A 24,689-nucleotide genomic window follows, 5' to 3' on the forward strand; every position below is an offset into this window, starting at 1 on the left:
CGCTCGCGAGACACGCTGACTAGAGAGCGGCTCCGCCGGAGGAGAGGATTCTTTCAGGAGCCACGAGCAGCCGAAAGCTTACAGCTCTCCCCCGCTCCTTACCGATAGCACCAGACCCAAAGCTGCTCGGAGAGATCTCCCGATACCCGGGAGTAGCGCTTTTTCTCCGCCTTCGTGAACAGGATCACCCCGCAGCCCCCATGCGCGACAGCCACCCGTTCGACCGGACGCCAAGTCGAGCCGATGAGCCGGCCATCCTCGATGAGCCGACTCTCGTCGATGTAGATCGCCCCCAGGATATGGTAGCGAGCCGGCGTACCGCCAAGGTAGATCGGGATCCCGGGCTTTTCGTCGTATTCGGGACCGATCTGCTTGATGACAGGACCCTTGGCGGCGGCGCGGGCTGCATGAATGTCGTACCAGTACGCTTTGGACGCCCATGCCGAAGTGCCGAGCGCAAACCAGATCGCCGCAATCGCAACCGCATGGCTCGGTTTAAGTTGCATCACTTCTTATGAAGTCGCAACCGCGATGGGAGGTCAAGCTCGGAGTGGCGGTGATCGCAGCCATGAGCCGATCGCCCCGGATCGTCCGAAGAATCCTCCGGCGGCCCGGCAAGTACGAGGCAGTGGCCCGCCTGGCCAACCCGAAGAGTTGCGCACGGTTCAGAAACCACCCATTCTTTACGGAAGATCGAAGCCCCAGGCGGATGAACCGCCTGCGGCCACCAACCACGAGCAAATGCCCTGGACACCGGACGACGCCGAACGACATACGCACAAGGCAACGACCACAGCCTTGAAGGAGCTCTGGGCGAAGATCGCCAACGAACGGTTGGAACGGACCGGAGACGAGGCGCGCGCCATCCGGGAAGCCAATGCGGTCGTCGCCGCACGGCATGCGGAAGGCCGCTGGTCGTAACAAAGGGGCTACAGGTAGCGCGGACGGCAATCGTTCCGACGACATTTTCCGCTTGCGGCCGCCTCGATGCAACATGATCGTCCCTACATGACGGCGAAGAAGCTCTACGAGCGCGACTTCTACGCTTGGACGCAGGAGACGGCTCGGCTGTTGCGCGAGGGGCGGTTCGGCGATGTGGATCTGGCTAACCTAATCGAGGAGGTAGAAACCTTGGGACGGAGTGAGCGGAGCCAGTTGCGAAGTCGGCTTGAAACCTTGATGGAACATCTTCTCTACATCGCCTACCTCACTAGAGATCCACGGAGGGATGGGCGTGGATGGGAACGTACCGTCAATGAGGACCGACGGCAGCTTCCTCGCTTGCTGGAGGAAAACCCAAGCCTGAAGCACGGGTTGGACGAGATCGTCCAGCAAGCGTATCAAACGGCGTGCGGGAGACTTGTGGATAAGTCCGAAGAGATGTACGAGCAGGGCAAGATCCATCAGCCTGTAACCGAGAAGGATCTTCCGCAAGCGTGTCCCTGGAAGATTGGCGAACTCCTGAGGAAGGATATTTATTTCACCCGCGCGCAACTCGAGCAGCGCGTGAAGCCTCCGCCCTACCGGATGTAGGCTGCTTCACAGCGGGCTAGGGTCTTTCGTCTCGGAGGTCCTGCGGCGGCAAGATTGGGTCCGAACGGGGTTGCGGGCGGCGGTGCCGCGCCCCGGACCCTTACCGGCCCGAAGAGAGGGCCCGGCCGCTCCCTTTCTCCTCTTCGAACCCCGGGGTGATGGCTTCCAGGAGCGCGTTTCGGATCAGGTTGCCAACCGCCTGCATGACATCGACGCTCGGGTTCGACAAGGATCCGGAGATGCGAGTCTTGGTCGCCACCTCTCTGTGGCTGTTTTTCAAGACCTTGGTAACGCCGCTCACCGTCTTGAGGTAGATCCAGTGGCCGAAGTCGCTCCGCTTCGCTGGGTCTTTTTCATAGACCTCCATATCCTTCAGGAAGGGCTTCGCATATCCGTCCATTTCCGCGCCCCGAATCTTGAGCGCCGAATAAAAAGAGAAGAGGCCCGATTTCACGTCGAACTTGCCGTAGGCCTTGAAGAAATCGCTCATCACCGCCATCTGCGTCCGATCTATCGCGATCCAGAGATTGAGATCGGGGCGCTTCGTCTCGGAGAGGAAGGTGCTGCGGATTTCGGTATTTCCGGTTCCCATGAACTTCCCCTGGAGATCGAGATGGGAGAGTCCCTCGGCCCGCTGGTTGCTCAGATTGACGAGCTGCCCGTGCGCCCCGGAGAGGAAGAGCTCGTAAGGGGGATCGGTCGCCTGGTCGGTGTAAGCGAAGACGCAATCCTCCAGCTTGACCAGATCAATCTTGAATTTCTGATCGGACCGATTGCTCTCCCGTTGCACCGACCGGGTGACTTTGCGGAACTTCTCCTTCTCTTTTGCGGCCGTGGAGCGCAGGTGTACGTAGTCGACGCGGAGCCCCTGGATGTTCGCGCGATCGACGACCAAGTCGCTCTTTCGGGCGGAATAGTTCAGGCTGCCGCTGGCCGAGACGATCCCCTTGCGCACCTTGAGGTTCGGATCGCGCGCCAGGAAAGGCGATAGGGGGAGGAGCGAAATCTCCTCAAGGGAGAACTTCGACGCGAGCTGGCTCTTTTCTAGCAAGTACGATCCTTCGAGATCGACGCTTCCGGAGCCCATGAATTTCCCGTCCAACTGGACGGTTGCGGGACCGTCGGCGAACTGGTTGCTGATGTTTTGGAGGGAGAGGTTCGTCTGGTCGAGGGAGAGCCGGAAGTTCGGACGCGCCTCCTTGTCTTCGTAGACGAAGCAGGCGTCCTTGACCTTCACGGACTCGATCTTGATCTTCTTTGTGGAATTGTTGACCAGGCTCTTAGAGCTTTTCAGCGCCTTGCCAACCTTTTCCTTTTCCTTCTTCGCGGTTTCGCGACGATGGACATAATCGATTTTAAGCCCTTCGATCTCCGCCTGCTGGATATCGAGATCGGAATCGTGGGGGGAATAGTCGACCTTCCCGGCGACCGAGACGACCCCACTGCGCACCCGGAAGTTCTGCTCCTTTTCCAAAAAAGGGGTGAAATAGGCCAAGGAGACGCGCTCGAGGTTGACTCCGCCGATTAGTCGCTTCTTTTCCATCCAGTAGTCCCCGTGGATGGCGATCCCCGCCTCGCCCATGAACTTCCCGTCGAGCTCGAAGTCTCCCGGACCGTCCGCGAACTGGTTGCTGACGTTCTTGAGGGAAATGTTGGTCTGGTCGATGTAGAACCGGAAGCCCGGTTTGGCCGTCCTGTCCTCATAGGAGAAGCGGGCACCCCGGATGTTCGCCGAATCGATTTTGAATGTTTTTTCCGCGTTGTTGGTCAGGTTCTTGGCGCTTTTCTCGACCCGCTCAGCCCGCTCCTTCTCCCGTTGGACCGTCTCCGGCAGGTGGAGATAGTCGACATTCAGATCGTCGATGTCCGCCTGCTTGACCTCGAGATGGGAAGAGCTCGGGGCATAATCCACATTGCCCGCGAGGGAAATGGCCCCGCTGCGGATCCGAAGGTTCCGCTCCTTTTCCAGATACGGGAGGAAGTGGGACAGGAAGATGCGCTGGAGATCGATCTCCCCCTTGAGCCGATTCTTCTCCAGCCAGTAGTCCCCATGGATGGCGATCCCCGACTGACCCATGAACTTTCCGTCCAGCCGGAAGGATCCCGCGCCGTCCGCGTACTGGTTGCTGATATTGCGGAGCGAGAGATTCGTGTGCTCGATCGAGAAGCGAACGCTCGGCTGGATCGTCTTATCTTCGTACCCGAACGTGGCGTCGCTGATTTCGACCTTACGCAGCCGGATCTTGGTTTCCGTCTTGTTCCGTAAGCCGGCGGCCGCCTTCATCGCCCGCTTGACCGTCTCCCGTTCCGCGACGACCCTCTCGGGAAGGTTCAGGTAGTCGATCCCGATCTCCTTGAGCAGGATCTCCTCGATGTCGAGGTCGGTCTTCCGGGGTGCATTTTCCAGGGTTCCCTTGACGTAGAGGAAGCCATCCTTGCGAACCAGCAGGTTCTTGTCGATCAACAAGGGGTTGAAATAGATCAGATCGATATTCGCGAGCGTGAAGCGGCCCTGAAAGCCGGCAAAGGGCTGCTGCAGAAAATTGGCCCGGCCGTCCAAGGCAAATGTCCCTGAATCGAAGATCACTCCTTCGCCTTGCACCGGAGAGGGATAGGCCTGGAAGACGCGGAGGGTGTTCCGTATGTTTTTCGCCGTGAGGTTGATCGCGTGGGCGTGCAGGGGTTTGTAGGGCTTGACGTTCACATAGGTGATCTCGCCGTCTCGGATCGTCAGCAGGTTGATTTTCAGGGGGTAGATCGACTGAATGGCATCCTGCCAGCCCTTCTTCCCGAGGGGGACCTTGCTCTTCCTTTCCTCATTGATGTTGTTCACATCGATGTTCAGCGCTGGATGCTCGAATCGGAAACTGGCCACGAGCTTCCCTCTCCATATTTCATACCAGTGGACGCTCGCATGGATCCGCTTGAGATGGGCCACCGGCGGAAAGGGATGGCTGTCCTGCATCAGGAGCAGTTCGTCCAGGTCGAGGGAAAAGGAAAGAGGATGGAAATAGGCCCGGCCGACACGGACCGTGTACTCCTTCAGGTGGCTGTTCATCTGGCGTTCCAAGTACGCGCGGAGGGTTTCGCTGCTGATGAAGTGGGAGAAAACGGTGGCCAGGAGAAGAGGCGCGGCAAAAATCACCGCGATCAGAGCAAGCAGGGGAACCCGGTGTTTGTAAAGGGTGTGGAATCTCATTGTCGCGCAATTTTTTTGTTAAGATTCTGCTTTTATCCCTCCCTGTCAAAAGAAGGAGTATCCGCCCGGAGGTGACAAGGCGCTTCGACAACGGAAGCCGCCGGGAGGCGAGCCATTCAAAAGCGGCACCCCCTTCCGTCCTGCGGCGGCGATCCTCTACGAGGCTTCGACCGCGCCTGGCAAGCCTGCAGATCTTACAAAGTTCGTACTCGAGACGCAGCGAATGGACCTGGATGCAAGGCCGGGCGTCGGCTTTCCCCCCAGAGTTGTATGACGACATGCTGCGAGGAGGACCAAAAACCCAAGTCCCAACAAGGCAGCCGGGCCTATTTCGCAAGCCGCAGGAGAACGCTTGCGAGACAGGCAGGTTATGTAGGCGCACCGCCCTGCCCTTCCAGGAGAGCAAGGGCTCGGAGCCTCTATTTCGTGGTGTAACCGCCGTTGACGAGGATCGTCTGGCCGGTCATCCACCAGCCGTCCGAGACCAAGAAGCGGATCCACGGCACGATATCTTGGATGTCGGTCAGGCCGGTCTTGGAAAACTTCGAGAGAGCCGCTGCGGTCTTGTGGTAGGCGACAGCCTCCGTGCCTTCCGCCGGGTAGAAAAAAGGAGTGTCCATCGGACCTGGCCCGATCGCGGTCACCGAGATCCCGCGGTCTCCGAACTCCTTGGCTGCCGCCCGAGTGAAATGCTCCACCGGGGCCTTAGTGCCGGCGTACGCTGAGTAGAATGGGGTGAAGGCCCCCAGCAGGGAGGTCACCAGGGTACAAATCTTCCCATTATCCCTCAGATGCCTGCCGGCTTCCTTCAGGAAGAAGAAGGCAGCCTTGGCATTGACCGCGCTCATCTGGTCATATTCGGATTCCGAGATCTCCGTCATCGGCTTCTTGAGGACCTTGCCCACCGTGTTGATGGCGATGTCGGGCCGGCCGATCGCGGAGATCGCGTCGGCGAACAGCCGCTCCATGGCCCCCGCCGTGGTCAAGTCGGCACAAAAGGCGACCGCTTTGGCCCCCGCGGACTGGATCGCGGCGATGGTCTCGTCCACGGCCTTCTTGGCAGATGAACTGTTGTAGTGGATCGCGACCGCTTTGGCTTCGTGCTCCGCGAGATCTCGCGCAATGAGGCCGCCAAGGTTTTTCGCTCCTCCGGCGATCAGGACGGTTTTCCCTTTAATCGAGTGAGTGCTCATGGAATTTCGAGGTGCGAGCAGCCTAAAGCCCTATGCGTGAAAAGAAAAGCAAAACGGGACGGATTCCCGCTCGCCCACGAGAGCCCCATGTGGCAAGCTTCTTTAGCCTGCCTCTCTCCCAAGCGCTCTCCTGGGGCTTCTTTTCGGATCGGCTGGGTTTTGTTAAGAGTCTCAAGTCATGACCTTCCCTTCGGGCGACGCGACGCTCTTCTTCACCACGGTTGGCGCCGGGCCCGCGGTGGTTCTGCTCCACCCAACCCCGGTGGACCATCGCTTCTGGCTCCCGCTCGCCGAGACTCTGGCTCCCAACTTCCAGGTCATTCTTCCCGATCTTCGCGGCCACGGGCGATCGGAGGCCGGACTGGGCCCCATCACGGTAGAAAAACTCGCGGAGGACACGGCCCGTCTCCTCGACCACCTCGCAATCGCCAAGGCGTTTTTCGCCGGCTGTTCGATTGGCGGCTATACGCTCTTTGAGATTTGGCGCGCGATGCCCGCACGCGTCTGCGGGCTAGCTTTCTGCTGCTCCCGGCCACAGGCGGATACGGAAGCCGTCCGAGCCAGGCGCCTAGCGAACCTCGCTAAGATTCGCGAGGGAAGGATTGCGGAGTTCATCGAAGAGCAGCTCCACTCCCTGATCGGCCCGAGCGCCCGCCAGCGGTGGCCGGAAAAGGTCGACGCGGCCCGGGAGATGATGGAGACCGTGTCCGCCGAAGGCCTGGTTGCCGTCCAGGAGGGTCTTGCGGCCCGGCCCGACTCGATCGCCACGGCCTGGACGATCCGCGTCCCCTGCTGTGTTCTTGCCGGCGGGGAAGATCCTGCCAGCACGCCATCCGACATGCGCCTTCTGGCCGAAGAGATCCGCCAGGGCGGCGGCAGTGTGGAGTACGTCGAGATTCCCGATGCCGGCCACTTCGCCCCCTTTGAGCAGCCGGAGCGCGTGGCCCTCATTCTCCAGCGCTGGCTCGACGTGTCAGACAAGAGCGCCAAGTAGGAGGGCTACTCGGGCTTCGCAGGATCAAGCCCCGCCTCACGGGCGGCTTCGATCCCGATAGCCGCCCAGTCGACATCCGTCTCCCCTCGAGCGGCCAGCGCCAGGAAGCGATCGCGCAAGGGTCCTGCAAACGGCATCGGGACGCGGAGAGCGTCCGCCGCCTCCATGGCAAGCCGAAGATCTTTCTGCCCCAAGGTCGCCAGGAATGCCGCGGGCCGAACGGAGCGGTTTGCGATCAGGCCCCCATAGGTCCTGTAGACGGGAGCCGAAAAGAGAGTACTCGTGAGGAGTTCGAGGTAAGCATGGCGATCGATTCCGCCCTTCTCGACAAGGGCCATGGATTCCCCTAGGGATTCGATCACCGTCGCCAAGAGGAAGTTGCCGCTCAGCTTGACCAAGTTGGCCTGCTCGGGCCGTTCGCCCACATGGAAGAGCGGCTGGCCCAGCGGCGCGAGCAGCGGCCGGAGACGGTCGAGCAGCGCGAGCTTGCCTCCCGCCACCAGCACGAGCTTTCCGGCGGCGGCCGCCTCGGGGCGACCGAAAACGGGCAGGGCGAGGTACTCCTGGCGCCTCTCCCGATGCCGCTGGCCAAGCTCCTCGGATAGCGCCACGGTGATCGTGCTGCAGGAAACATGGATCGCCCCCTCCTGGAGAATCGCCAGGAGACCCGGATCGCCCAGGACGACCGCCCGAAGCGCGGCATCGTCCGCTAGCATGGTAAAGACGATTTCCCGATCCGCGAGATCCCGAAGATCCCGGATGACGGTCCCTCCTTGCTGTTGCAGAGGCTCAGTGCAGTCGAGACTCCGATTCCAGACCTTGAGATCCCCTCCGGCGGCCAGGAGCCGCGCAGCCATCGCCGAACCCATCCGACCCAAGCCCACAAAACCGATTCGCATAGGATTCTCCTTCCGCCAGGGCGCGCCTTCGACCGGACGCCCTCCTCTTCGATGCCCGGTAAAGCAACCGATCGGGCGCAGACTCCATGCTGCGGCAACGGACCCGGAAAAGCCAAGGATTTGCTTGCTTGGGAATGGCGGCCCTTTCGCGCTTGTGCTACCCATCGAGTCCTCTGCCTTCCATGAAAGGTCGCTTCCAAAAAGCCGAATTCCCGGTGGAAAAGGTCCGGTGTTACCTCGAGCCTGGACCGATCGTCCTCGTCTCCTCGGCTCTGGGCGAAGAAAGGAACATCATGACGATGGGATGGCACACGGTGATGGAGTTCACGCCTTCGCTGGTCGGCTGCGTGATCGCCGAGAGCAACCATAGCTTCCGGCTGATCCGGGAGAGCGGAGAGTGCGTGATCAACCTGCCCACCAGAGCGCTCCTGGACGAAGTCGTCGGGATCGGCAACACCACCGGAGCCGAGGTCGACAAGTTCGCCACCTTCGGGCTCACCCCGGAGGAGAGCCGGGTCGTGAACGCCCCGAGCATCCGCGAGTGCTGTGCCTGCTTCGAGTGCCGCCTCGCCGACGACAGCCTCGTCCGGAAGTACAACTTCTTCGTCTTCGAGGTGGTGTACGCCCGAGCGGCTCGTAGGCCCAAGCATCCCGAAACCCTCCACTATACCGGAAACGGCGTCTTCATGGTTTCGGGAAAGATTCTCAGCCGGCGAGCGAAGTTCCGGCCGGAGCTGCTCGACTAGAGCGGCTGGTCCGCGACTTTCGGTCCGTCATCGGTTCGTTGCCGAGCTAACGGGAGAAGTCCACCCTGTTTGTGCCGTCGCAGCGCGCTACGCAGCGCATCAATGAAGTCTTTGAGCGAACCGTCCTCCTGCCCCGCCCGATAGAGATCCATCTTTTTAGCCAAATCCGCGGCAAACTCGATTCCACTCAACGGCGAGGGGCATCCCGTCGCTCGAATCGCGTCCACGAAAGCCTTCTTGTAAAATGCGCGTTCGCACTTCTTTTGACCGACATTCGGCGTTTCTCCGACGACGCACCGGAAGGAATGAGCATCGGCCATGTACCAACGCTCGATGTGAGGATCCGGGCACGCTGCCACAAGCCGGTCCCTGAGCGACGGGTCGGTTCGTTGTTCAATTTCCTGCCGTTTTCTGGCGGCGCTCACACAATTTCCATCGATCGCCACAACCAGAAGATCCGGCGATGTATGGACAAACCCCAAAGCAAGACTCCTCTGGTAGAGCTTCAACTCTTCTAGTGCGCGCCCCTGTCCGCCGCGGGCGGATCGGATCTTTACTTCCACAGAAATGCGCTCTTCCTCCGCGATCCGGCGGATTAGCGGCGCGAGTAGCTCTTCATGAGCGCGGTCTTCCGCGAAAAGGTCGACCAGGACGAGGCTACGCATCGATTATGCCGCGAAGCAGGAGGCTTTCAAACAACCCCTCCTCGTTCCGGGCCGCGAGTCCTTCCCGGATCTCCGGATCATCGAATAGCGGACCTGTGGGATCGAAGGGGTCGAACCTAGTCTGCCTGCTCTCCCTTTTCACGTTGACGAGCTCGACCTGTCCTCTGGGCCGCTCGCGCGCTTCCTTGCGCGCTTCCTTGAGAGCCATGCCGCAGAGAAGAGGGGAATGCGTCGTCACCAGCACTTGCCTGCTTTGCTCGAAAGCCAAGGAGAAAAGGAGCTGGGCGACTAACTCCAACCGGCGAGGATGAACGCCGTTCTCCGGCTCCTCAAAGGCGATGAGAGATCCTGCCCACGGGTTGACCGCAATCGCGCAAAGCGCGAGCACGCGGAGCGTTCCTTCGGACACGACTCGGGAGGAGTAGTCGATCCCCTCTTGGCGGATCAGGATGTCGAGCGTGCCCCGCCGTTTATCCAGATCCACCGTTAAATCTTCAATGCTTGGAATCAGCGAGCGAAGGGTGCGTCGGATCGCGTCGAAGTGCTTTGGTTTTTCCTTACGAAGCTTGAAAAGAAAAGGAGCGATGCCATCCCCGAGAACGCCGATGTCCTGCACATCCGAAGGCGGCTGTGCGGCCCGCATGGCCACTCGAGGATCCAGGTAGTAGATGCGCCAGCCCGAAAGCTCGTTTCGCATCCGCTCCAGCGCCTCATACTCCGATCCGGCAAAGCGGGCGTCCGAGAGAACGGAATGATTCAGCCCGATCCTTTCCTGGCGCGGGTGAGCGGGCTTGCTCTTCCTGCGAATATGGAGCTCCGTGCCCACCCTCTCGATGACGGCCCTCCCCTTGGGGCTGCCGTCGCGCGCTAGCCTTGCCAGATACTCATCGTCGACACTAAGGCTGCCCGAGCCTGGATCGATCGCCACTATGATCCGATAACGGTACGAATCCGGATTGATGCGAATCCGCGCTTCCAACGTGAAGGTCGCCCGCCTCATGCTGAGAAGCCCGGGCAAGCCTTCGCCCGGAAAGGCGAATGCTTCGATCGGCTGACCCCGAATGGGATGCGCGAGCGCGTCGGGAATCGTCCGGAGCGTCGCGATGCGGGAGAGGGCTTCGATCGACTCCAGCAGGTTGCTCTTGCCTGCGGCGTTCGGGCCGAAGAGGACGGTCAGTTGCGGGCAAGAAATACTAACGTCGCCAAGCGACTTAAAACCTTGGACACGTAGTTCCTCAAGCACGGAATCCTCCCGCTCTCAAGCCAGGGGTTGCCACACCCGACACCCCCCTTCCGGCACTTCCAGCCCTTTTAGGCCGGGCGGCTCAATCCAACGATCTTTCAATATTCCTATTGCCCAGATTAATCGGGATGGCAACCCTGTCCGGACGATTTCTCGGCCCCTACCCTCCTCCTTCCGCCTCCTCGGGCTTGCCTTCCGAGGGGCATAGTCCGTACCGGCGCATCTTGGTGTAGAGGAGCTGGCGATGAATGCCGAGGGCGCGAGCTGCTTCCGCGCGGTTGCCGCCGCTTTTGCCGAGGGCGCGGCGGATCAGCAGCTCCTCCAAGCGGGCGATCGCCGCAGGGAGATTCTCCTCGGGCCAGTCGAAGGAAGTGGGGCTCGCCTCTTCGGAATTGAGATCGAGATCGGAGGCCGTGATCTTTTCCCCGCGGACAAGGACAGCCGCCCTCTCCAGGACGTTCCGCAGCTCCCGCACGTTTCCTCGCCAGCGGTGCTGAATCAGCCGCGCGGCGGCGTCGGGACCGAGCCACTTGCCGGCGGGGGCCAAGAAGTGCTCGGCCAGGGGGAGAATGTCGGCGATCCGCTCCCGGAGCGGAGGCAGATGGATCGGCAGGACATGGAGCCGGTAGAAAAGATCCTCGCGAAAGGCCCCTTCCCGAACCCGCTCGGAAAGATCCTGATTAGTGGCGGAGATGACCCGGACATCGACGGGAACGGGTTTGCCGCCGATCGGGGTAATCACCCGCTCCTGGAGGGCGCGGAGGATCTTCGGCTGCAGCGAAAGGGGCATGTCGCCGATCTCGTCGAGGAAGAGAGTCCCTCCGTCGGCCTCCTGGAAAGCTCCCTGCCGATCGGCATGGGCGCCTGTAAAAGAGCCCCGAAGATGGCCGAAGAGCTCGCTTTCCCAAAGCTCAGCCGGAATCGCCGCGCAGTTGACGGCGACGAACGGCTTGGCACGGCGCCGGCCGTGGTCGTGGATTGCGCGGGCGACCAGCTCCTTGCCCGTTCCGGTCTCCCCCTGGATGAAGACCGTCGCGCCGCTGTCGGCCACCATCCCGATGGTCTTTTGGATCTTTCGCATCGCTTCGCTGGAGCCGATGAACTCGACAGGCCGAGATTCCGTCCGGAGGGGGCCGAGCCCGGCTTTTGCCGCCAGCATCTCACTCAGGAGGCGGGCGAGGTCGGCACGGCCGATGGGCTTGGTTAAATGGTCAAAGGCACCCAGGCGCATCGCTTCGATCGTATTCGTCGCGGTGGCGTGGGCCGTCAACACCGCGACGGGTGGGGCGCCGGCTCTTGCGCGAATGCGCTCAAGCAGTGGAAGGCCGTCCATTCCCGGCAACCGCAGGTCGAGCAAAACTCCATCGGTCGGCCCTCGGGCCAAAGCCGCCAGCGCCTCTGGACCCGAGGCGGCGGTGCGCGCTTCGTGACCGAGGCTGCGGACGGTTTCGGCGAGGACTTCGGAAAGCGCCGCATCGTCGTCGACGATCAGGATCGTGGCCATGGGAGAATCAGTTCGAAGGTTGTGCCGACCCCCTTGTCGAGCAGCCTTGCCGTGCCTCCGTGCGCGGAAGCGACCTCACGGACAATCGAGAGTCCAAGCCCTGTTCCCCCCGCTCGGCCGGTGACGAACGGCTCGAAGAGCTGCTCTCGAACCCGCGTAGGCGGGCCGCTCCCCTCGTCGTGAACCGAGAAGACCAGGCCCTCGGGAGTCCGGCGAGCCCGGAGCGTGACCTCCGTCCCCCCAGGCGCTGCCTCGATCGCGTTGCGCAGGAGGTTGTCGAGAGCGCGGCGGACCTGCTCAGGATCAAACCATCCTCCCTTGGCCTCGGAGCAAGAAACGAGGACGACGCCCTTGGCCTTCGCGAGTTCCGCGAGGGCGGAGATACACGAGGCGAGAAAGGGCTCAAGCTCCACCGCTTCGCGGCGGAGCTTCTCCTTTTCCGTTACCGACAGGAGACGGCGGATCAGGGCGTCGAGTCGCTCGATCTGACCTACGATCATCTTCAGAGCACTGTCCTTGCTACGGCCGTCACCGCTCAACGCGTTTTCGGCCTTGAGCCGCATGGCGGCGATCGGGTTGCGAATCTCGTGAGCGATGCCGGCGGAGACGCGCCCGATCGCTGCCAGCCGTTCGGCCGCCGCTACCTGGCGGGCAAGACCGTCGGCTTTCCTTCGCGCTTCGGAGAGCCGTGCCCCCGCATCGTTGAGCGCCGAAACGATCCGGTCGAGCTCCCGCTCGCCGGTGGGAGCCAGGACGGGCAGATCGGTGAGGTCGTGCGCCTGCAGAGCATTTTCCATGCGCCCGACATGACGCGACCAGCTAAGAGTAAAACTCGTCAAGAAGCCGACAGCAACCAGGACGGTGGCAAAGAGGGTCGTTAAGCCCGCCATCAGAAGCCGGTAGCTACGCCCGGCGAAAGGGAAGACCCGAGTCATCGTCCATGCCGTCAAGCCAGGGATCGGCCCGGGAAGAGGTGAAGCCGTTACCAGGAGGGTTTGCGACGGGAAAGCGTACTTCCGGACGATCCCATGATTCTCGGAAAGAGCGACGTGATTGACGGCTTCGATCCGAGGAAGCTCGGCTTCCGGCACATCGGTCTTGGCCCTCTCGCCCGGATAGGTGGGAAAGGCATAGGCCAGGGAGCCCTTCCCTTCCTGCCAGATGCCTCCCTCGAGGCCGGATCGGTCGTGCAAGGCGCGGCGAATCACTGCGGTCAAGCTCGCTCGAAAAGGAGCTTGAGATGTCTCGGAAGCACTTTCCGGCGATCGAGCTGCAAGGGTGCCGTAGCCCTCGACGATCCCATCGCAGGCCCTCCCGATTTCGGCTTGGGCCTGCTCCGCGCGTGCGGCGGTCGATTGGCGGAAGAGAGCCACCATCAGGGTCCCGGCCGAGACCGTAGCGGCAACGAGCAAGAGCAGCAGGCCGATGAGCCGTCCCCGCATCGAGCGAAACATAGGACTGGCAAACGGTTGGGTTGAGCGGCGGTACTTTACTCCAACTCAACCCTCAAAGCGAGCCTCTTTCCCGAGAACGAGGCGGGCGGAAGGGCGCCCGCGCCCTCCTTCCTTCGCAGCTTTGCTCAACTCTTATGATCGAGCGGCTGGTAGGTCGGAGCGGGCGTCTGCTGTGTCGGCTGCGGCTTGGGCTTTTCGGAGCAGGCGACAATGGCCAGAAGCGAAGCGGCAACCAGAACCTTACCTACAAGGGAGAGGAGAGACAGCCGGGTTTTCATGCTCGCCAAGCATGCCCAATCGGGCTTGGTTCCGCCACAATATTCCGTGGGTTTTGCCATTTTTATGTTTCTTGAACGAAGCGGGTTACGCCTGTCGCTCCGCCCTCCCCCGAGAGCCGGACAGGGGTGCCTGAAGTCTTGCTTCGGATGTCGCCGGGGCGGCGTAGGAACGATTTTCCCACCTTTCGCGGCGCAGCGGCTTCAGGCAGGTTAGTTTGACATGAGGATGAGCGCCATTCGGGATTATTACGCCCACGATTCGGTGCGTCGCCGGATCGCCGAGTACTGCGGCGGAATCCCGGGGAAGAGCCCGAAGCCTTTTCCTGCACTTACTTGGTCGGCTACGGCGTCGCGATAGGACAAGGCGTTTCGCCCGAGCCCCATGCGTCGGTGGAGAAGAAGCGCTTTGCGGAGCTGCTCGACGCAGGAGCGGATATCCTTCGGTCGATCTGGGATCGAATCGCGCTCTTGGGAATCCTGGACATCGAATATATCAACTGGGACTACCCGGCCGAAGTGTTCTTCCGGCCGGCGGAGGTCTTCTCCAGGATCGAGCCGCTCTACCGGGTGATCCGCCGCTCCTTCGGCGCTTATGGGATCGAGCCGCTGACCATCCTGACCGGCCAGGGATACCATTTCGCCTTCCGGATCCCGAAGGATTCGGAGACCTTCCCGCTGCTGGCCGCCCATGGCTCGGCTTCCCCGCACCTGGTCGAATGGGGCGATCGCTTCGCAGCCCGCTTCGGGTGCGCCTTTCCTCCTCGGGAGGCGGCGGCCTACGAGACGTTGGGTCGCCTCTTCGAGTATCTGGTCTACCGGATCTTTCGCGAATACGAATCGCTTCCCGCGGACGGGATGGAGCGCATCCCAGCCGTCCCGACCGACGTCGCGGTCGGGCGGATCGGCCCGAGAGGCTGGCGCGAGGCGGTTTCGCTCGATCTCTCCCTCTTCGGCGATCCACTGCCGCGGCGGGCGACGCGCTGCCCCTTCTCTTCCTACCAGAAATGCCGCGTCCTCCGAGAAAGGTATGGGGAACAGGCCGGCCGGGAGCTCCCCATTCCGCTCCTCCTGCCATGATTCCCAGGCTCCCGTCTCGAAGAACTCCTGGAGATCCGAGTCGATTGGGACCGGGCCGCCCGGCTGGCCGTGGAGAGCACGGTCGAAATCCCCGATGCCGCTCCGTCGATCCCCGGATGGCTTGCGGACTATGAGCAATCCGCCTTGGCCCGGGCTCACCGCGAGATGAGGGAGATCCGGCAAGACCGGACCGGCTGCCCGCGCGAGCTGCCGCCCTGTATCGCTCACTGCCTCCGCGACCCCAACCCCCACCTGTTGAAACCGACCGGCTTGCAAGCGCTGACCCGCGTGCTGCTCGCCTCCGGTTGGGAGCCCTCTCAAATCGCCGGCCTGGTCTGCGCGCGGTACGAAGAGAACCATGGCTGGGGGGACCTCTGGGAAAAGTACGAGGCGGCAGCGCGCGCCCGTTTTTACGTCCGGCTCTTTTCGGGGCTCGTGAAAACCGGGGTCGATCGCGAAATCGATCTCAATGCGTCAGCCACCAGGAAAAGGGGTACTGCTGGCGGCCTTTCTGCGGCTTCAACGTTGCGGACTATCAAGGGAAAGGGATGGATGGAGATCGGGATCTCGACCGGGGTGTTCTACTCTAAGCCGATTCGGGAGGTGCTTCCATGGATCGCCCGAGCGGGCTTCGATGCGGTCGAGCTCTGGACGGGGGACCCCCGCTGCCGCACACCCTTCGACTGGCGCGAGCCCGCGGAGATCGCGGCCGTCCGGAGGAGCCTGCGCAATCTGGGCCTACGGGCGACGAGCTTCCACGCTCCCTATTCGACAGAGACCGATCCCAGCGAACCCGATCCGATTCACCGAAAGAACACCGTGGCCCTGCTGATCGAAGCGGTTCGCGCTGCCGCGGCGGTGGAAGCGCAGGCCTTGGTGGTGCATGGCTCCGCCGCCGAACGTGCATGGGTTCCGGAAGCGGAGCGCCCGGCGCGGATCGAATCCGTGCGGGAGACTCTTTCGCTCCTTCACCAGGAGGCCCGCGCCCACGGCGTCGCCATCGCCGTCGAGACCCTCCTGCCGCACCTCCTGACCGCCGATCCACATCTCCTGCTCGAGCTCGTCAAGCCCTATCCCAAGGAAGAGATGGGGATCTGCTTCGACACGGGCCACTGCTTCCTGTGGCATTCCTGGCCCCTGGAACGGGTTTACGAGCTCCTCGGCGACCGAGTGATCGCCCTCCATGTCAACGACAATCGAGGCGTCACCGATGACCACCTTGCTCCCGGCCAGGGGAAGATCGACTGGCCGCGTTGGCTCGCCGCCCTGCGCCGGAGCGCTTTTTCCGGAGTCTTCCTGTTGGAGGCGGTTCTGCCCCAAGAGACGGCCGATCCGCTTTCCGGTCTAATAGCGCTGCGGCAGCTCACCGTGGGCCTCCTCGGGCACGAACCGGCATGGGCGGGGATCTAGCCTGCATGTTCCGCAAGCGTTCTCCTGCGGCTTGCAAAATGGACCCGGCTGCTTCGTCGGGGCTCGGGTTTCCCTCCTCGCAGTATGTCGTCATACAGCTCCGGGGGAAAACCTGCACTTCGCCTTGCATCCAGGCCCATTCTCCGCGCCTCGGGTACGAACTTTGTGAGCCATGCTGGCTAGAACGGCGAGTGCGCCTTCCCCGGCGGAGGCCGATGCGAGGGAGAGGAGGCGGACTCCCGCTAGCGAGAAACAGCCGCTTCGCCGGCTTCCGCCTCGTCCGGCCGGCATGGATTTCGCGGAAATCCAAAGAGCTGGACCCCCCAGCGGAAAAGGATGGGAACCAGCAGAAGATTGAGAGCCGTGGAAGAGAGTACCCCTCCGATGACGACGACGGCCAGCGGCCGCTGGACTTCGGCTCCGGGACCTTGCGCCAGCGCCATCGGCAGAAAACCGAGGCTAGCGACCAGGGCGGTCGTCAAAATCGGACGAAGTCGGGTAAGACAGCCGCGCCGAACGGCCTCGTCAAGGGAAAGTCCTTGGGCAAGAAGCCGATTGAAAAAGGAGACCAACACAAGCGCGCCCAGCACGGCGATCCCGGATAGGGCAAGGAAACCGACGGCAGCCGAGATGCTGAACGGAATGCCGCTCGCCCAGAGGGAGAAGATTCCGCCCGTTACCGCGAGCGGCACGCTCAGGAAAAGAAGAAGGCTCTGCCACAGGCTCCGTGAATGGAGGTAGAGGAGCACAAAGATCAGGAAAAGGGCGATCGGCACCACGATGGCCAGGCGCGCCCGCGCTTCCTGAAGATTCCGGTACTGTCCGCCGAATTCGACAAAGTATCCTTTGGGAAAGACGACTTCGCGTGCAATCCGAGCTCGGGCCTCGTTCACAAAGGAGTCGATATCGCGATCCTCCAGGTTGACAAGGACGGCCAGCCGCCGCACACCGTTTTCCCGAAAGAAAGCGCGGACACGGTCGACCATCCGGGCGGAGACGACCTGCCGCAGCGGGATCAGTCCACCCGCCTCTGAGCGGACCGGTAGCTGGAGTGCCCTCAGGGGTTCCGCCCGATTTGGATCGGAGAACCGAACCACGATGGGATACCAGCGGACCCCGTCGACGAGCAGCCCAACCTGCTTTCCTCCCAGCCCAATGGCGATTGCGTCGTTAATTTCGGCCGCTTGGACGTTGTAGCGGGCCATCGCCTCCCGATCGGGAACAAACTCCAAGGAAGGCGCTCGGCCGGAGGATTCGAGAACGATGTTGTTCACCCCGCGGATCGAGCCAACGATCCGCCGAACCTGGAGAGCCAGCTTCTCAATCTGGTCGTAGTCCTCGCCAAAGATCTTGATCGCGACATCCGAGCGTACCCCCTGGAGCATTTCGTTGAAGCGATTTTCGATCGGTTGGGAGAAGATCAACATCTGGCCTGGTACCCGGAGCTCGATCGCTCGGGCGATTTCGTTTTCGAGGGTCTCCTTCCGGATCGGCTTTCCGTGTTCTTTTCGCCATTGGGGGCGCGGACGGAAAAAGACGTAGAGATCGGCCTCATTCGGGCTCGCCGGATCGGTGGCGATGTCGGAAACTCCGGTCCGCCCGAAGACATGGGTGACCTCCGGGATCTTCCGCCGCACCACCGCTTCGGTGTTTTCCTCCATTCCCACAGACGCCTCGAGCCCGACGCTGTTGGCTCGGTAGACATTGATCGCATAGGCCCCTTCATCGAGGGTAGGCATGAAGTCCGCCCCCATCGTCCGAAAGAGCCAGAGGGCGGAGGCAAAAATCCCGAGGGCGACCAGGACCACAAGCGGGCCGATCCGGATGGCTCCTTCGAGAATCGGACGGTAGATCCACTTTGCGAGGCGAACGAGCCAGCTCTCCTTTTCCCGTACTGGTCCGGAAAAGAGAAGGGAAGCGAGCGCGGGCATGAAGGTAAAGCTCAGGAGGAGCGAGCCGACCAAGGCGAAAATGACCGTGGTCGCCATGGGGCGGAAGGTCTTCCCGGCGACCCCGGTCAGCGCGAAGATCGGCACGTAGACCAGGGTGATGATCACGACACCGAAGAAGACCGAAGAGCCCACTTCCCGGCACGATGACAGGAGAAGGTTCCGCCGCTCCCCATCCATCAGGCTCCGCCGCAGCAGGTGACTCTGCTCGGCCAGCCGGCGCATGCCGTTCTCGACAACCACGACCGACCCTTCGACCACCAGTCCGAAGTCAATGGCGCCCAGACTCATCAAGTTTCCGGAAATTCCGCCGACGACCATGCCGCAGAGCGCGACAAGGAAGGCGAGTGGGATGATCGACGCCACCCCGGCGGCCGCTTTCCCGCTTCCCAAGAGGAGAAAGAGGACGGCTGCCACGAGCATCGCCCCTTCGGCCAGATTGTTTCGAACGGTGTGAATGGTCCGCTCCACCACCTTGGCTCGATTGTAGACGGGATGAATCTCGACACCGTCAGGAAGCCGTCGCTGGATTTCTCGGATTTTCTCTGCGACGCGTTGCGCGACGATACGGCTGTTCTGGCCCACGAGCATCAGCACGGTTCCCAAGACGGTCTCACCGCCGTTGGAAGTAGCCGCTCCCGTCCGAATCCTTGCGCCAATGGCGACTCGCGCGACGTCCCGGACAAGAACCGGATAGGGACCAGCCCGATACTTGAGCGGAAGCCGTTCGATGTCCGAGAGGGTCTCGACCCGAGTCGGGGCGCGCACGACGATCTGCTGCCCGGCGGATTGGATGACGCTCCCACCCACATTCTCCACGTTCTTCCCGACGATCTCCGCAAGGTCGGCAACCGTCATGCCCAGGTGGGTGAGACGATCCGGTGTCGGCATGATGACGACCTGCTTGTCATAGCCTCCGATCACGTTGACGTCGATCACTCCCGGTACCATCCGCAGCATCGGCTTCACGGTGAAGTCCTGGAGCAGCTTGAGCTCGAGGAGCTGCTCGAAGCGCGTGGCGGGCTTTTGCTTGGCTTCCGCGCCGTAGTCGAGCGTGTAGAAGAAGATCTCGCCCAGTCCGGTCGCAATCGGCGCAAGAGAGGGCGAAAGACCGGGAGGAATTTGATCGACGGCGCGAAGCAGCCGCTCGCTGACCAGCTGCCGGCTCCGGTAGATATCCGTGCCGTCCCGAAAGATCAGCGTGACCTGGGAAAGGCCGAACTTGCTGATCGAGCGCATCTCCTCGAGGTTCGGCATCGCCGTGAGCTCCCTTTCCATCGGCATGGTGACGAGTTTTTCGATCTCTTCCGGAGCCAGAGAGGGAACGGCCGTGTTGACCTGGACCTGGACCGTGGAGATGTCGGGAACGGCATCGATCGGCAGATGGAGAGCGGCCCAGACCCCAAAGCCGACCAGGCCGACGACGGCCAGCAGAACTCCTCCTCTGTGCCGAAGGGAAAACGCAAAGATTCGTTCAAGCACCGGGCTGGACTTCCCCCCAGTCTCCCCACCGGAGGCACGGCTAAGCTCCCATGCGGAGAAACGCCTTTCAAGCGAATCCGGCAAAAGAGCTTGCCCGGAAGCCTACTCCAGGCGATAGGTCGGTCCAATTTCCATGGCTCTTCCCTTCCCCGACCCGTCCACCGTTCATCTCTTCGCCTCACGGTTTTCGACGCTTCCTGTGGGCGGAGAGGAAGACGTGCGTCCTCCGGGCCGGCCCCAGGCTCTCCGAAGCGAGACGGTTTTGCGCCGTCTTCTCGCCGGCTACATCGGCGCCCGCCCCGAAGAGGTTCCCCTCCAGAAGAACCCGTGGGGCAAGCCGCTGCTCCCAGACTCGTTGGGCCTCTGGTTCAACCTGTCCCATTCGGACGACCGGTGGATGGCGGCGGTGGCGAGCTTCCCGGTCGGCATCGACCTCGAGGCCAGGCTCCCGCGCAAAGATCCTCTCCGGCTTGCCTGGCGTTTTCTTTTGCCCGAAGAAGCGTGGGATGTCACCTGCTCGCCGTCGGGGGAGCAGACGACGGCGTTTCTTCGCATCTGGACAAAAAAGGAAGCATTCCTCAAGGGCTGCGGCATGGGTCTCTACCGCTCTCCCCGCTCCTTCCGCTTCGCCCGGCGCAATGGGTCCTGCTGGGAAACCGTCGATCCTCCGGAAGCGGACGGTGCCACATGGACCGTAAACAGCTGGCTTCGGGAGGACGGCTCCTTTTGCGCGCTGGCCGTCTCGCATCCTCAACCGGAAAAGCTCGTGGTCTCGATGGAGGAGTTCTCTCCCGATGCTTGAGGCGCTTCAGGCCGAAACCCGCTGGAGCAGTTTCCATTGACGAGTTTGATTAGGATCGGCTAACTTTTTTCTACGGATGAATGATGCTGGAGAGGGACGCGAACCCCACAAAGGTTCGGCAAGCCTGAGCCCCTCGCAGCAGGACTATTTGAAGCAGATCTTTCTGTTGAACGACGCGTCGCAGGGTGCCACCACTCAGCTCTTGGCGGAACGCATCGGGGTCCGACCGGCGTCGGTGACAGGAATGCTCAAGAGGCTCGCCGAAGAGGGCCTAGTGGAACGAGCCCCCTATCGGGCGGTCCATTTGACCGAAACGGGTCGGCGGATCGCGGTGGAAATCGTTCGACACCATCGTCTCCTGGAAGCCTTTCTTTCCCGGACGCTCGGCTATCGCTGGGACGAGGTCCACGAGGAGGCCGAAGCGCTGGAGCATGTGATCAGCGAGCGCTTCGAACAAAAGGTAGCCGAGCTGCTCGCCGATCCCGATCGGGATCCGCATGGGGATCCGATCCCCACACGGGAGTTGGCTTTGAAGGAAGACGAGCATCTTACCACGCTGGCCCTCCTCCCCAAGGGGAGCCGGGGAACCATTCGCCGGGTGACCCTGCAGGATCAGGACGCGCTCAACTTAGTGGAGAGGCTCGATCTCCTTCCCGGCAGGGCGATCGAAGTCGCCGGCACCCATCCCGACGGAATCTCGCTCCTGGTCGGGGGGAGCCGCTTCCTCGTCCCAGCCCTTCTTGCCGCTCATCTTTTGGTCGACGTCGCCCCGCACCCTTCCTCCGCGCAACCGAAAACGAGAGAAGGAACCGGACGACCCGTGGCCCATGAGCAATGATCCATCCCGTCGTCCGGGAGGAACGCTGTGGAATCCAAAGCCGATCGAGCCGGCGACTGGGGGTGGATGGGATGCCTGGGTGAGGGAGGGCGCTGGAGCGGTGCTCTCCAGCGGCTCGACGGGACGAGTCGGCCGATATCTTCCTTTCCTGGGACCCGCCTTCATCGCGGCAATCGCCTACATCGACCCCGGCAACTATGCGACGAACATCGAGAGTGGAACGCGGCACGGCTACCAGCTCCTCTGGGTGGTGCTCTGGTCGAACCTCATCGCCATGTTCGTGCAAGGTCTCTCGGCCAAGCTGGGCATCGTCACGGGGAAAAATCTCCCCGAATGCATCCGTGATGCTCTCCCTCATCCTTTTCTTCGTCTCGGCTACTGGATCCAGGCCGAACTAATGGCGATCGCCACCGATCTGGCGGAGTTCCTCGGAGCCTCCCTCGGCTTCCAACTCCTCTTCGGCATTCCGCTGGGAATCGGCGCCCTGCTGACCGGCGTCCTCTCCTTCCTGATCCTTGGGCTGCGGCCGCGCGGCTTTCGCTACCTGGAAGTCCTGTTGACGATCTTCGTTGGGTTTATTGCGCTTTGCTACGCCTTCGAGCTCTTCTGGATCCATCCCTCACCCTCGGCCACCCTGCACGGCCTTCTTCTTCCCAGCCTTCCTGGCGCCGAGGGAGCCTACTTGGCCGCGGGAATCATGGGAGCTACGGTGATGCCGCACGCGATCTATCTCCATTCGGCCCTCACCCAGCGGCGGATTCCCGCCCGACGGCTCGAGGAAAAACGGAAGCTGATCCGCCTTTCGCAGATCGATGTCTCCCTGGCGATGACGATTGCCGGCATGATCAACCTGGCCATGCTGGTCATGTCGGCCGCGGCTTTTGCCGGGTCTCCTCCGGGCGGGGAGGACGGCATCACCCAAGCCTATCGCGCCCTCTGGCCCCTGCTCGGCAAGCTCGCCGCAGCGGCCTTCGCCCTGTCGCTGCTCGCCTCCGGCCTCTCCTCATCCGCAGTGGGAACCCTCGCGGGGCAAGTGATCATGGAGGGGTTCGTCGGCTTTGCCATTCCCATCTGGGTTCGACGTCTGGTCACGATGCTGCCGGCAATCCTGGCAATTTCCTTGGGAGTCGACATGACGCAACTTCTCGTGGCTTCGCAAGTCGTCTTAAGCTTCGGCATCGCCTTCGCCCTCATCCCCCTCCTCCTCTTTACGCAAAGCAGCCGCTGGATGGGGCCGCTGCGAAATTCGATTTGGACGCGAGTGGCCGGATGGGTCATCAGCACCGTTGTCATCGGACTCAACGTTTTTCTGCTTGCCCGGTTTCTTTTTCACGCCTCTCAATAGAGTAGAGGTCTTTTCTGAGTTCTAGGACGACTCAGTCTTTCCCCGCACCAATGGAAGCTCGCTCCTGGCCCACTGACGGCAGACGGCGTGTGGTGATCCACCGCATTCTTCCGGAAATCGACGATGCCCGGTTTCCGGTCAAGCGGGCTCTCGGCGAAACGCTTCTTGTGCAGGCTCATGTCTTTTCCGATGGCCACGATCGCATCGAGGTTCGACTCCGCTATCGCCACCAGGCGGAGCCCGAGTGGCGCGAGCTGCCGATGCGCGAGCTCGGCAACGACGAATGGCAAGCAGAGTTCCTCTTGGAAAAGCTCGGCTTCTATGAATGCCAGGTCGTCGCCTGGGTCGATCATTTCGTCACCTGGCTCGAAGGCTTCCACAAAAAGGCCGACGGCGGAGAAGAGATCAGTGTCGAGCTTTCCCTCGGTGCCGATCTGCTCAACGCGGCGGCGCTTCGGGCGCCGAAGCCGGAGGCAAAGCGGCTGCAGGAATGGGCCGCCCTTCTGCGCAACCGCTCCCTGCCGATCGAAGAGCGGGGGCTCGTGGCTCGGAATCCCGCGCTGGCCGAACTGGCCCGTCGCTTTTCCGACCGAAGCTTGGCTTCCGAGGCACCCGCTGCCCGGAAGATCCTCGTCGATCCTCCTAAGGCCCTCTTCAGCTCTTGGTATGAGCTCTTCCCGCGGTCGTGGGCCGCCGAACCCGGCCGGCACGGAACCTTTGGCGATTGCGAGCGGCTGCTTCCGGAGATCGCAGCACTCGGCTTCGACGTACTCTATCTGCCCCCGATCCATCCGATCGGCCATCACCATCGGAAAGGGAAAAACAACACGACCATCTCCGGACCCGACGACGTGGGGAGCCCCTGGGCGATCGGCTCGGAGGAAGGAGGACACAAATCCATCCATCCCGAGCTCGGGGGCTGGGAAGACTTCCACCGCCTGCAGGCGCGGGCCAAGGAGTACGGCTTGGACCTTGCCCTGGACATCGCTTTTCAGTGCAGCCCTGACCATCCCTATGTCCAGGAGCATCCCGACTGGTTCCGGTGGCGGCCGGACGGGACCGTCCAGTACGCGGAGAACCCACCCAAGAAGTACCAGGACATCATTCCCTTCGACTTTGAATGTGCGGAGTGGCGATCTTTGTGGGAAGAGCTCCGAAGCATCTTCGTCTTTTGGATCGAGCGCGGCGTGAGGATCTTCCGGGTGGACAACCCTCACACCAAGCCGATGGCATTCTGGGAGTGGCTGATCGCCGATCTAAAGGCGGCCTATCCCGATGTGATTCTTCTCGCGGAGGCCTTTACTCGTCCCAAGATTCTCTACCATCTGGCCAAATGCGGCTTCTCCCAGGGATATACCTACTTTACGTGGCGGGCGACTCCTTCCGAGCTGCGGGAATATCTCACCGAGCTGACTTCCCCGCCTGTCCGGGAGTTCTTCCGGTCAAACTTCTGGCCGAACACCCCCGATATCCTCCCAGTCTACCTCCAGCAGGGAGCGCGCTCCACCTTCCTGCAGCGGCTGATCCTGGCCGCGACCCTCTCCTCGAACTACGGCATCTACGGTCCCGCCTTCGAGCTCTGCGTCCGAGAGGCCCTGGTGCCCGGGAAGGAGGAGTATCTCGACTCGGAAAAATACCAGCTCCGCCACTGGGACTGGAACGCGCCCGGAAACCTCAAGGCCGAGATCGCCCGGGTCAACCACATCCGCAACACCCACCGCGCGCTCCAGGAAACCAACAACCTCCGCTTCTGCGAAACCGACAACCCCTCTCTGCTCGCTTATGCGAAGGCAAGCGCCGACCGCGGGGATGTGGTCCTGGCGGTCGTCAACATGGATGCCCATCCTCAATCGGGCTGGGTCCGCTTCCCGGCGGAAGAGTTCGGTATCGATTCGCGGAAGCCCTTTCAAGTCAGCGATCTGCTGTCCGACACGAGCTATACTTGGCACGATGGGAGCAACTATGTTCGCCTCGATCCTGCGGTCAGCCCGGCGCACCTCTTCTGGGTGACGCAATACGCGCCGGACTAGCCGGCATGTCTCACAAAGTTCGGAGGCGTATTGCCCAGCGGCCTCGGC

20 protein-coding genes are annotated in these 24,689 nt (G+C 62.1%); 10 read left to right on the top strand and 10 right to left on the bottom strand.

The features are described 5' to 3' along the window. Window positions 1-98 precede the first annotated feature (98 nt). Window positions 99-506: a hypothetical protein gene (locus A37A_RS0111810; protein WP_018291701.1), complete on the bottom strand. Its 408-nt coding sequence runs from the start codon at window positions 504-506 to the stop codon at window positions 99-101. A 235-nt stretch (window positions 507-741) separates the two neighbouring features. On the opposite strand from A37A_RS0111810, the gene A37A_RS0111815 reads away from it, so the two are divergent. Both A37A_RS0111815 and A37A_RS18505 read left to right on the top strand, forming a co-directional pair. Beyond that, complete coding sequence (locus A37A_RS0111815; protein ID WP_026195807.1) at window positions 742-921, top strand: hypothetical protein; 180 nt, start codon at window positions 742-744, stop codon at window positions 919-921. A gap of 87 nt (window positions 922-1,008) precedes the next feature. After that, window positions 1,009-1,533: a DUF29 domain-containing protein gene (locus A37A_RS18505; RefSeq protein ID WP_020494382.1), complete on the top strand. Its 525-nt coding sequence runs from the start codon at window positions 1,009-1,011 to the stop codon at window positions 1,531-1,533. A gap of 100 nt (window positions 1,534-1,633) precedes the next feature. On the opposite strand, the gene A37A_RS0111825 is transcribed toward A37A_RS18505, so the two are convergent. Then, complete coding sequence (locus A37A_RS0111825; RefSeq protein ID WP_018291704.1) at window positions 1,634-4,732, bottom strand: DUF748 domain-containing protein; 3,099 nt, start codon at window positions 4,730-4,732, stop codon at window positions 1,634-1,636. Window positions 4,733-5,151: 419 nt separating this feature from the next. After that, entirely contained in the window at window positions 5,152-5,925 is a 774-nt protein-coding gene (locus A37A_RS0111830; RefSeq protein WP_018291705.1) for an SDR family oxidoreductase, read from the bottom strand. 178 nt (window positions 5,926-6,103) lie between these two features. Here A37A_RS0111830 and A37A_RS0111840 point away from each other — a divergent pair, with 178 nt between their 5' ends. Next, window positions 6,104-6,919: an alpha/beta fold hydrolase gene (locus A37A_RS0111840; RefSeq protein WP_018291707.1), complete on the top strand. Its 816-nt coding sequence runs from the start codon at window positions 6,104-6,106 to the stop codon at window positions 6,917-6,919. A 5-nt stretch (window positions 6,920-6,924) separates the two neighbouring features. Here A37A_RS0111840 and A37A_RS0111845 read toward each other — a convergent pair whose 3' ends face one another. Continuing rightward, window positions 6,925-7,818, bottom strand: a complete 894-nt coding sequence (locus A37A_RS0111845; protein WP_020494383.1) for an NAD(P)-dependent oxidoreductase — start codon at window positions 7,816-7,818, stop codon at window positions 6,925-6,927. A 182-nt stretch (window positions 7,819-8,000) separates the two neighbouring features. Here A37A_RS0111845 and A37A_RS0111850 point away from each other — a divergent pair, with 182 nt between their 5' ends. Beyond that, window positions 8,001-8,564 carry a flavin reductase family protein gene (locus A37A_RS0111850; protein ID WP_018291709.1) on the top strand — a complete coding sequence of 188 codons (564 nt, stop codon included), beginning with the start codon at window positions 8,001-8,003 and terminating at the stop codon, window positions 8,562-8,564. Here A37A_RS0111850 and A37A_RS17370 read toward each other — a convergent pair. The 5 genes from A37A_RS17370 to A37A_RS0111875 all read right to left on the bottom strand — a co-directional run bounded on the left by A37A_RS17370 (window position 8,561) and on the right by A37A_RS0111875 (window position 13,768). Further along, window positions 8,561-9,229, bottom strand: coding sequence for a hypothetical protein (locus A37A_RS17370; RefSeq protein ID WP_018291710.1), 669 nt, complete (start codon window positions 9,227-9,229; stop codon window positions 8,561-8,563). The genes A37A_RS0111850 and A37A_RS17370 overlap by 4 nt on opposite strands. Next, window positions 9,222-10,472 (bottom strand): AAA family ATPase, encoded by a 1,251-nt coding sequence (locus A37A_RS0111860; RefSeq protein ID WP_018291711.1) that lies wholly within the window; start codon window positions 10,470-10,472, stop codon window positions 9,222-9,224. Before A37A_RS0111860 ends, A37A_RS17370 begins: the two co-directional genes overlap by 8 nt. Window positions 10,473-10,632: 160 nt before the next feature. Further along, window positions 10,633-11,976: a sigma-54 dependent transcriptional regulator gene (locus A37A_RS0111865; RefSeq protein WP_018291712.1), complete on the bottom strand. Its 1,344-nt coding sequence runs from the start codon at window positions 11,974-11,976 to the stop codon at window positions 10,633-10,635. Then, window positions 11,961-13,430, bottom strand: coding sequence for a PAS domain-containing sensor histidine kinase (locus tag A37A_RS0111870; protein WP_018291713.1), 1,470 nt, complete (start codon window positions 13,428-13,430; stop codon window positions 11,961-11,963). The genes A37A_RS0111865 and A37A_RS0111870 overlap by 16 nt, the downstream gene beginning before the upstream one ends. 125 nt (window positions 13,431-13,555) lie before the next feature. Further along, window positions 13,556-13,768 carry a hypothetical protein gene (locus A37A_RS0111875; protein WP_018291714.1) on the bottom strand — a complete coding sequence of 71 codons (213 nt, stop codon included), beginning with the start codon at window positions 13,766-13,768 and terminating at the stop codon, window positions 13,556-13,558. 273 nt (window positions 13,769-14,041) lie between these two features. Here A37A_RS0111875 and A37A_RS0111880 point away from each other — a divergent pair, with 273 nt between their 5' ends. Continuing rightward, window positions 14,042-14,785, top strand: coding sequence for a hypothetical protein (locus A37A_RS0111880; protein ID WP_018291715.1), 744 nt, complete (start codon window positions 14,042-14,044; stop codon window positions 14,783-14,785). Window positions 14,786-14,854: 69 nt separating this feature from the next. After that, window positions 14,855-16,195: a sugar phosphate isomerase/epimerase gene (locus tag A37A_RS0111885; RefSeq protein WP_018291716.1), complete on the top strand. Its 1,341-nt coding sequence runs from the start codon at window positions 14,855-14,857 to the stop codon at window positions 16,193-16,195. 242 nt (window positions 16,196-16,437) lie between these two features. Here A37A_RS0111885 and A37A_RS0111890 read toward each other — a convergent pair whose 3' ends face one another. Next, window positions 16,438-19,626: an efflux RND transporter permease subunit gene (locus A37A_RS0111890; RefSeq protein ID WP_018291717.1), complete on the bottom strand. Its 3,189-nt coding sequence runs from the start codon at window positions 19,624-19,626 to the stop codon at window positions 16,438-16,440. Between the two features lie 133 nt (window positions 19,627-19,759). Between A37A_RS0111890 and A37A_RS18510 the strand changes: the two genes are divergently transcribed. From A37A_RS18510 to A37A_RS0111910, 4 genes are all read left to right on the top strand, one after another. Continuing rightward, complete coding sequence (locus A37A_RS18510) at window positions 19,760-20,428, top strand: 4'-phosphopantetheinyl transferase superfamily protein (RefSeq protein ID WP_018291718.1); 669 nt, start codon at window positions 19,760-19,762, stop codon at window positions 20,426-20,428. Window positions 20,429-20,504: 76 nt separating this feature from the next. Next, complete coding sequence (locus A37A_RS0111900) at window positions 20,505-21,266, top strand: metal-dependent transcriptional regulator (protein WP_018291719.1); 762 nt, start codon at window positions 20,505-20,507, stop codon at window positions 21,264-21,266. Further along, window positions 21,256-22,611, top strand: a complete 1,356-nt coding sequence (locus tag A37A_RS0111905) for an Nramp family divalent metal transporter (RefSeq protein ID WP_018291720.1) — start codon at window positions 21,256-21,258, stop codon at window positions 22,609-22,611. Before A37A_RS0111900 ends, A37A_RS0111905 begins: the two co-directional genes overlap by 11 nt. Window positions 22,612-22,700: 89 nt before the next feature. Next, window positions 22,701-24,641, top strand: coding sequence for an alpha-1,4-glucan--maltose-1-phosphate maltosyltransferase (locus A37A_RS0111910; RefSeq protein ID WP_020494385.1), 1,941 nt, complete (start codon window positions 22,701-22,703; stop codon window positions 24,639-24,641). Window positions 24,642-24,689 lie beyond the last annotated feature (48 nt).

Origin of the sequence: Verrucomicrobium sp. 3C (assembly GCF_000379365.1) — a bacterium.
In the GTDB taxonomy this organism is placed as follows: domain Bacteria; phylum Verrucomicrobiota; class Verrucomicrobiia; order Methylacidiphilales; family Methylacidiphilaceae; genus Methylacidimicrobium.